Raw genomic sequence first — 8,528 nt, 5'->3', positions numbered from 1 at the left:
CAACAGCCTGTTCGAAGACTTCGCGGTGAGCCTGGTGGACAGCGACGGGGACTCGGCCTCGAACACCCTGAGCGTGCAGATTGTCGATGACGTGCCGACGGCGGTGAGCGACGTCAACCCGACGGTGGCGAGCGAGAACAACCTGGTCCTCAATGGCAACGTCATCACCAACGACGTGCAGGGGGCGGATGGCGCGGCGGTGACCGCGGGCACCCTGAGCGGGACCTACGGCAGCCTGGTGCTCAATGCCAACGGCACCTACACCTACACCCTCAACCCGAACGACGGTGACTTCAAGGCGCTGACCGGGGGCGGGGTGGGCAGCGAAGTGTTCACCTACACCCTGACGGATGCGGACGGAGACGTGAGCACGGCGACCCTGACCCTGACCATCAAGAACGACGATGACGGGGTGACCATCACCAACCTGACGCCCAAGGGCGAGGGCGGGGATGCGAAGGTGTACGAGGACGACCTGCTGGCGACCCGCGGCGCGAACGAGTCGGCGGGGTCGGACAGCAGCAAGGAGTCGACCACGGTGACGGGGGACTTCACCATCAGCGCGCCGGACGGGGTGAAGACCCTGAGCGTGGGTGGCATCAACATCGTGGTGAACGGGGTGGTGGCGGGCTTCCCGCTGAGCGGGGTGACCACGCCGCTGGGCAACACCCTGACCATCACCGGGTACAACCCGGCGACCGGGCTGGTGAGCTACAGCTACACCCTGAACGACAACGAGGCGCACCCGACGGCGAACGGCAACAACAGCCTGTTCGAAGACTTCGCGGTGAGCCTGGTGGACAGCGACGGGGACTCGGCCTCGAACACCCTGAGCGTGCAGATTGTCGATGACGTGCCGACGGCCAACGATGATGCTGACAGTGCTACTGAAGGTGTGTTCACTCCGGTGACGGGGAATGTGATTACCGGGGCGGGTACCATCGGCGGTACAGCCGGTGCTGGGGTGGACGTCATGGGGGCTGATGGTGCAGCAATCAGCCAGGTCGTGAGCTCGAACGGCAATTCAGACAGTAATCCTGCCGGTGGATTCACCGTGACCGGGCTGTATGGGACGCTGACCATGGGGCTGGATGGCGAATACAGTTATACGCTCACGGCGGCATCGGTTCCCGTGGGGGCCTCGGAGGTATTTACCTACACGCTCAAAGATGGCGATGGTGATACGGATCCGGCAACACTGACAATCAATATTGCTCAGGATACCCGTGTCCCTGTATTGACCATCGGCAATGCGACGGTTGATGAGGAGGGACTGCCTGAGGGGACCGCTGCCAGTGGTAATTCGGAGATATTCAATGGCAGCTTCACCATCAACACCCAGGGGGAAAATCTGACTACCTTGACCATCGGTGGGCAGGCTTACAATTTGACCAGTGGCGGCAGTCAGACCTTGATCAACAATACGGAAGGAATGCTGACGGTAACCGGTGTCAGCGGCCCCACAGCCGGTGTCTACACGGTGAACTATACCTACACGCTCAAAGACAATGTGCTGACTCACAACGTTCAGGGCAACAGTGATACAGCGAATGGTCCGAGTTTCGTCGTGTCGGCTACGGATGCCAGTGGCGACAGTGGCACGGGTAACCTGCAGGTTGTGATCAGCGATGATGCCCCCATTGCCAATGCTGTTACCAATGCAGGCCAGGCGACTCAGGTGCAGAACACGAATCTGATGTTGATCCTCGATATCTCCGGCAGTATGGGTGACCCATCGGGCTATCAAGGCATGACTCGGATGCAGGTGATGCAGAAGTCCGCGTTGGAGCTGCTGGACAAATACAGCGCCTACGGCAGCGTCATGGTCAATATCGTGACCTTCTCCACTTCAGCCGCCAATCCGACCGGGGTGTGGGTCTCGGTCGATGTAGCCAAGGCCATCATCCTTGGCCTTACCCCCACGAACTCGACCAACTACGATGATGCACTGAACGAGGCAATCAAAGCCTTTGGCGATACAGGTAAACTCGCTAATGCGCAAAATGTCTCTTACTTCATGTCGGATGGTCTGCCAAATGCCAGCTCGTTGAGCGGTACCCCCGCCACAGTTCCTGATGGCAACAACTCGCTTGGCGGTGGGAACGGGATCGATGGTGACGGCACGACACTGAGCGGTGAAACCAAGGACTGGGCCGATTTCCTGACGGCGAACAACATCAATTCGTACGCGCTCGGGATGGGCTCGGGAGCGACCCAGTCTGCACTGGATCCTATTGCCTACAACGGGGTCAGTGGTGCCAGCCCGGCAAATACCACCGCAGTGGTGGTGACTGACTTCAGCCAACTGACCGCGACCCTTTTGAGCACCGTGGTAGCTCCGCCCCTGGCAGGACAACTTATCAACGGTGTAGCGGCGAGTGCCGGGGCCGATGGTGGCTGGCTCAATGCCATTACCGTGGGAGGGGTGACTTATACCTACAACCAGAAGACGGACTCCGCTGGCGTCTCGGGAGGAACATCAGTCGGGACTTTCAATACAGCGACCAATGAATGGACCATTACACTTGCAGGCGGCATCCTCAAGGTGGATATGGACAACGGCGCGTACACCTATACTCCGCCGACATCCATTCCGGTCGGGGGGATAAACCAGGTCGTGGGTTACAGTGTGATAGACAACGATGGGGATACTGCGTCCAGCACCTTGTCCATCGTTATCAACCCGGCGGTCGGTCCTACCGTGGTTCGTGATGACTTTATCATCACCAACCAGGACCCGGCGACCATTCCGGATTGGGCTCTGCTTGCCAATGACACCGGGCCTCTGGCTGCGACCCAGATGATCACGGGCGTCTCGGGAGCTGTGGGAGGGACCGTCACAGACAATGCAGGCTCGGTAACATTTGATGATACCTCCGGCAATGCGACCCCCAACTCTTACGAGGGTTCGTTCAACTACACCAATAGCACGACCACAGATACGGCCAAGGTGTATGTAGATGTGCAGAGCGGTTTGACACTCACCGGGAGCTATCTCGACGAGATCCTTATTGGGGGATCTGGAAACGATACGCTCAACGGCAATGCCGGGAACGACATCCTGCTTGGAGGACTCGGTAACGACACCTTGAATGGTGGTGAGGGCAATGATCTCCTGATTGGTGGTGCTGATAACGATACCCTGAACGGCGGCAACGGCAATGATACGGCCAGTTACTTCGACAGCGCTGCTGGGGTCACGGTCACAGTCAATGGCGCCAATCAGAATACCGGAGGGGCGGGGACAGACAGCCTGAGCAACATGGAAAATCTGGTAGGGTCCATGTTCAACGACAGCCTGACCGGCGATGGCAATGCCAACGTCCTGAGCGGACTGGCAGGTAACGACATCTTGAGTGGTGGTGGGGGCGACGACCTGCTGATTGGGGGTACCGGCAGTGATACCCTGACTGGTGGGGCTGGCAAGGATACCTTCAAATGGATGGCAGGTGATGCAGGAGGCACGGATACCATCAAAGACTTCACCACGGGGGCCAATGGAGATGTTCTGGACCTGAGTGAACTGCTCAGTGGTGAGCATGCCGATGCGAGCACACTGGATCACTATCTTACCTTTGCTCCTGGTCCGGGCAGTGGCAAGTCGACACTGACCATTGATCTGGATGGAGCGGGAAGTGGCACCACGACTCATACCATCCTCTTTGACAACGTGGATCTGACGGCTGGCAAATCCAATCTGCAGATCATTCAGGATCTGCTGGATCAGGGCAACCTCAAGGTCGATCCGTAAGCAGGGTATGGGGGCCGGGTGTGCCCGGCCCCTGTTATTTGATGGAGTGGGCAGATAAGATAGCTGCAGTATCAGGAGAGGGTCACCATGCAGTCATTCAACTGGGTCGACATCGACGGCATTCGCTATAGCTGGAACGGGCAGGACAATATCGTCTGCACCGGCCGCTTTGGCTATCAGGCCACGATGACGGGTGACACGCTCAACGGTCTGGAGCTGGAGAGCGAAGATGGTGAGGTGGCGGGGTTGCTGAATGTGGACTTTGCCGCTTCTCGTATCAGCTTCACGCCGGCAGAGGATGCGCCCCTGCCCCATATGATGGTGCTGGTCGGCCATGAGTGGGGGCAGCAGGAGTATTCGTTGCAGAGCCTGAGCGATAGCTCCTTGCAGGGGCTGCTCAGCCACGGCGAGGAGCTTGACTGGGGTGCGCTGGCCGTCGTGACGACGTCCGAGCCGAATCTGCCATCACAAGGTCATGTTCTGTCGTGGGATTCGTTCCACTTTGAGGATGAATCGCTGTTTGGCAGCCAGGCGCCTGCTCCCGTGATGACAAGCCATGGCAATTCAGGAGGAGGGGAGATCAGCATCAATATCGACATGACCAATCAGGTGCTGGACCAGATCCCGCCGACACACGATATATGAATCCCAATCGACGACATGCATAATGACCTCCATCTAAATGATGGAGGTTTTTTTATGTGGCGTCCCCTTCTTACCCTGTCCGCGCTGGTTGTCAGTGCTCCGTTGCTTGCCATCGAGGTTCCTCAGGCCCCCCATCTGGTCGTCAGTGGCTATGCGGAGCAGAAGGCTGAACCAGACATGCTGACGCTCAATGTCGCCGTCACGGCACTGGAGAAGCAGGGCATCAAGGCCAAACAGCAGGTAGATACCAAGGTAGCAGCCTTCTTTGGCCAGCTGGAGAGCCTGGGCATCAAGCGCAGCGACGTGGAGGCTGGCAATCTGGTGATCTCCCCCGAGTACCAGTACCCCCAGAACAAGCAGCCTGAAATGGTGGGTTACCGTGCCCAGCGCCAACTGGCCGTCAAACTCTATCAACTCGACAAACTCAGCCAGTTGATGGATACCGCCCTCAAGGCGGGTCTGGAGTCCGTGACCCAGATAGAGTACGGCCTGAAGTCACCACAGGTCATCAAGGAGCAGGCCCGGCTTGGTGCTGTTGCTGATGCCACGAGCAAGGCGGAATCCCTGGCCAAGGCTTTCGGCATGAAGCTTGGCAAGGTATATAGCGTTGAATACCGCAACAGTTCCCCCATGCCGGTCTATACCCGTGCCATGAAGGCTGCGGCAGCCCCTGCCGCCGACATGATGGAAAACAGCTATCAACAGCAGCAGATCAGCATCACTGACAATGTAGAAGCCGTCTTCCTGCTGGAATAACACAGCCCCTTTGTCCATCACTCAAACCCGAGGCAACCCCTCGGGTTTGTCATTGCAGGGGCTGGCAGGACAAGTGAGCCGCGAATTGGGTCAGGTGAAACGGGAATGGAATAAAAAATGCCGGTCACTGACCGGCATTTTTGTTGGAGGAGGCTCGATGCCTAGCCCAGGTTGGTCGCCAGCTTGCGTTGGCTCTTCTGTTTGAGCAGATAGCCGATACCGAGTACCAGGACCCAGGCCGGGATCAGCTCGACCGAGATGCGGGTGCCGTCGTTCATGTACATGATCACCAGGATGGCGGCCATGAAGGCGAGGCAGAGATAGTTGCCAAACGGGCTCCACAGTGCCTTGAACTTGGTGGTGACCCCTTCTGCGGCCTTCACCTTGCGGAACTTGAGGTGCGCCAGGCTGATCATGGCCCAGTTGATGACCAGGGCGGAGACCACCAGAGACATCAGCAGACCAAAGGCCTTGCCCGGGATCAGGTAGTTGATGAGCACGCACAGCAGGGTGGCCGCGGCCGAGATGGTGATGGCGGTCAGGGGCACGCCGCTCTTGTTGGTCTTGAGCAGGGCCTTGGGGCCGTTGCCCTGCTTGGCCAGGCCAAACAGCATGCGGCTGTTGCAGTAGACGCAGCTGTTGTACACCGACAGCGCGGCGGTCAGCACCACCAGGTTAAGTACGTTGGCTACCAGGTTGCTGTCGAGCGCATGGAAGATCATCACGAACGGGCTGCCGCCTTCCACTACCTTGCCCCAGGGATAGAGGGAGAGCAGTACGGTGAGGGCACCGATGTAGAAGATGAGGATGCGGTAGATCACCTGGTTGGTGGCCTTTGGGATGCTCTTCTCGGGATTGTCCGCTTCCGCTGCCGTGATGCCGACCAGCTCCAAACCGCCGAAGGAGAACATGATGAAGGCCATTGCCATCACCAGCCCGCCGACGCCGTTGGGGAAGAAGCCACCCTGGGCCCAGAGGTTGCTGACCGTGGCCTCGGGGCCACCGCTGCCGGAGAACAGCATCCAGCCGCCGAATCCGATCATGCCGAGAATGGCGACCACCTTGATGATGGCGAACCAGAACTCCATCTCGCCGAACGCCTTGACGTTGGAGAGGTTGATGGCGTTGATCAGCACGAAGAAGAAGGCCGCCGACATCCAGGTCGGGATCTCGGGCCACCAGTACTGGACATAGATACCGACTGCCGTCAGCTCGGCCATGCTCACCAGTACATAGAGCACCCAGTAGTTCCAGCCGGAGGCGAAGCCGGCGAAGTCACCCCAGTACTTGTAGGCAAAATGGCTGAATGAGCCGGCAACCGGCTCTTCCACCACCATCTCGCCCAGCTGGCGCATGATGAGGAAGGCGATGAAGCCGCCGATGGCATAGCCCAGCAGCACCGCAGGGCCCGCCATCTTGATGGTGTCGGCAATGCCGAGGAACAGGCCTGTACCGATGGCACCGCCCAGTGCGATAAGCTGGATATGGCGGTTTTTCAGACCGCGCTTGAGCTCCTCGCCGTGTTGTTGAAGATCCATGCTTCCTTCCTTACGTCGCTGAAATCACTCGGCTCGCGTCCCGTCAGCCACAGCACGTCCTCTGCCTGGCGCGGCATCTTGTGCCGAAAACGTGACGAAATCCGTATTTATATCGTTACGGTTTGCCGCTGGCTGTTTTTTGTAGCGGCTACCAACCCGAGCAGAATAGTGATAATCGACCATTCATGCACCTGTTTTCCTCATCATTGGCTGCTATTTTGTGCGACATGCAGGTTTTTAATGATCTGGAAAGGGGTTTTGAGAGTGGTCGCTGGTTTTGTGTTCGGATGGATTTTCGCCTGTTGACGCGAATTGGTTTTTATGATGCCTTTGCCCTTTGATGAAAAGGGACTCATATGATGGAGCGTATTGTCGGTGGCCTGGTGATGGCCGTGCTCTGGCTCGGGATCTGGCTATCCCCCATGTTGCTGACGATGGCGATGAGCAGCCTTGTTGTCTGGGGCTGGTTGGGAGCGGATTACCTGGTGAACCACATCGCCATGGTGCTCATCCTTGCTGCCGGGATGGGGCTGGTGCCAGCTTGCTGGCTGAGCGAGCGAGTCCGCAAGGGCAGGGGACTCATTAATTTTCACGGCATGTTGATGAACAACAAGGAACTCAACAAGCCCTGAGCCTGCTTGCCCCGCGAGTGATGGGATGCCAGCGATGATGCTGGCATCATTTTTTCATCCTGTTTCTCTGTTTCGTTATCTTGCCACTCATCTATTTCATGGTGCGTTGTGCTGTCACAGCCTTGCAGGTTAGCAGAGCTGGCGGCGAAGGCCGGTTGCTTCCAGGATCTTGGCGCTGATCTCCTCGACCGAGTGGGAGCTGGTATCGAGGAAGCGGATCGCCTCCTGGCGGAACAGCCTCTCGACGCTGGCCAGCTCCTGTTTGCATTGATCAAGCGAGGAGTAGCGGCTGTTGGCGCGGCGCTGGTTGCGGATCTCGTGCAGCCGCTGCGGCATGATGGTGAGGCCGAACAATTTGTGGCGATTGGCCTTGAGGGCGGCGGGCAGCTCCAGCGATCCCATGTCCTGCTCGATAAAGGGATAGTTGGCGGCGCGAATGCCAAATTGCAGTGCCAGATAGAGGCTGGTCGGTGTCTTGCCGCAACGGGAGACCCCGATGAGGATGATGTCTGCCTCGTCATACTCCCTGGTGGTGATGCCATCGTCGTTGGCCAGCGCAAAGTTGACCGCTTCGATGCGATCGTCGTAAAGCTTGCGGTTTTCCATGCCATGGGTGCGATGCAACCTGGGTTCGGCCTTGATACCGAGCTCCTGTTCGAGAGGGCTCACGAAGGTGTTGAGAAAATCGTGGCTGCTGGCCTGGGCCTTGAGCACCTCTTCACGTACCATGGGGTCGACGATGGTGTGAAACAGGATGGGGCGCACCCCGGTCTGGCGAAACTGCTCGTCAATGCGTGCCCGTACCTGGCGCGCTTTCTCCTGGGTCTCGACAAAGGGGATGGTGACCTGCTCGAAGGCCAGGGGAAACTGGCTCAACACGGCGTGGCCGAAGACTTCGGCGGTGATGGCGGTGCCGTCGGATACATAGAATACGGTGTGCACTGCGGACTCCTGTGGTGCGCTCCAGGGGGCGGCGAGAAATAAGTATCTCTCGAAACCATATCGTTTTTGTCAACAGATCTGCCATGCCCAAGTTGTGAACTCGCTTGCAAACCTGAGTCGTTACCTTTTTGTGTCGCTATTGTAGAATGCCTGTGTCAAACGACCATCCCCAACTCTTGCTCGGGGATTTTTTTGACAATAAATAGAAAACGTTTTCATGGTCGTTGGCAACAGACACTAACAAAAACACACGACTTGGCACAG

At 58.0% G+C, this 8,528-nt stretch carries 6 protein-coding genes; 4 read left to right on the top strand and 2 right to left on the bottom strand.

Going from position 1 to position 8,528, the window contains the following annotated elements; all coding sequences use genetic code 11:
* The first annotated feature begins 25 nt into the window (after nucleotides 1–25).
* The 3 genes from PG879_RS07320 (at nucleotide 26) to PG879_RS07310 (ending at nucleotide 5,152) form a co-directional block, all read left to right on the top strand.
* Nucleotides 26–3,751 (top strand): beta strand repeat-containing protein, encoded by a 3,726-nt coding sequence (locus tag PG879_RS07320; protein ID WP_270829970.1) that lies wholly within the window; start codon nucleotides 26–28, stop codon nucleotides 3,749–3,751.
* A gap of 87 nt (nucleotides 3,752–3,838) precedes the next feature.
* On the top strand, nucleotides 3,839–4,396 hold the full coding sequence (locus PG879_RS07315) for a hypothetical protein (RefSeq protein ID WP_210556078.1): 558 nt from the start codon (nucleotides 3,839–3,841) through the stop codon (nucleotides 4,394–4,396).
* A 54-nt stretch (nucleotides 4,397–4,450) separates the two neighbouring features.
* Nucleotides 4,451–5,152 (top strand): SIMPL domain-containing protein, encoded by a 702-nt coding sequence (locus tag PG879_RS07310; RefSeq protein ID WP_010675156.1) that lies wholly within the window; start codon nucleotides 4,451–4,453, stop codon nucleotides 5,150–5,152.
* A 161-nt stretch (nucleotides 5,153–5,313) separates the two neighbouring features.
* Here the strand turns inward: PG879_RS07310 and PG879_RS07305 are convergent, their stop codons facing one another.
* Nucleotides 5,314–6,690: an amino acid permease gene (locus PG879_RS07305; RefSeq protein WP_010675155.1), complete on the bottom strand. Its 1,377-nt coding sequence runs from the start codon at nucleotides 6,688–6,690 to the stop codon at nucleotides 5,314–5,316.
* A 356-nt stretch (nucleotides 6,691–7,046) separates the two neighbouring features.
* On the opposite strand from PG879_RS07305, the gene PG879_RS07300 reads away from it, so the two are divergent.
* Entirely contained in the window at nucleotides 7,047–7,322 is a 276-nt protein-coding gene (locus PG879_RS07300; protein WP_080989835.1) for a hypothetical protein, read from the top strand.
* 129 nt (nucleotides 7,323–7,451) lie between these two features.
* Here the strand turns inward: PG879_RS07300 and ppsR are convergent, their stop codons facing one another.
* Nucleotides 7,452–8,264, bottom strand: coding sequence for a posphoenolpyruvate synthetase regulatory kinase/phosphorylase PpsR (gene ppsR / locus PG879_RS07295; RefSeq protein WP_010675153.1), 813 nt, complete (start codon nucleotides 8,262–8,264; stop codon nucleotides 7,452–7,454).
* Nucleotides 8,265–8,528: the final 264 nt, after the last annotated feature.

The sequence above is a fragment of the Aeromonas sp. QDB63 genome (assembly GCF_027707425.1).
In the GTDB taxonomy this organism is placed as follows: domain Bacteria; phylum Pseudomonadota; class Gammaproteobacteria; order Enterobacterales; family Aeromonadaceae; genus Aeromonas; species Aeromonas caviae.
This window is presented reverse-complemented; position numbering and strand designations above follow the sequence as displayed.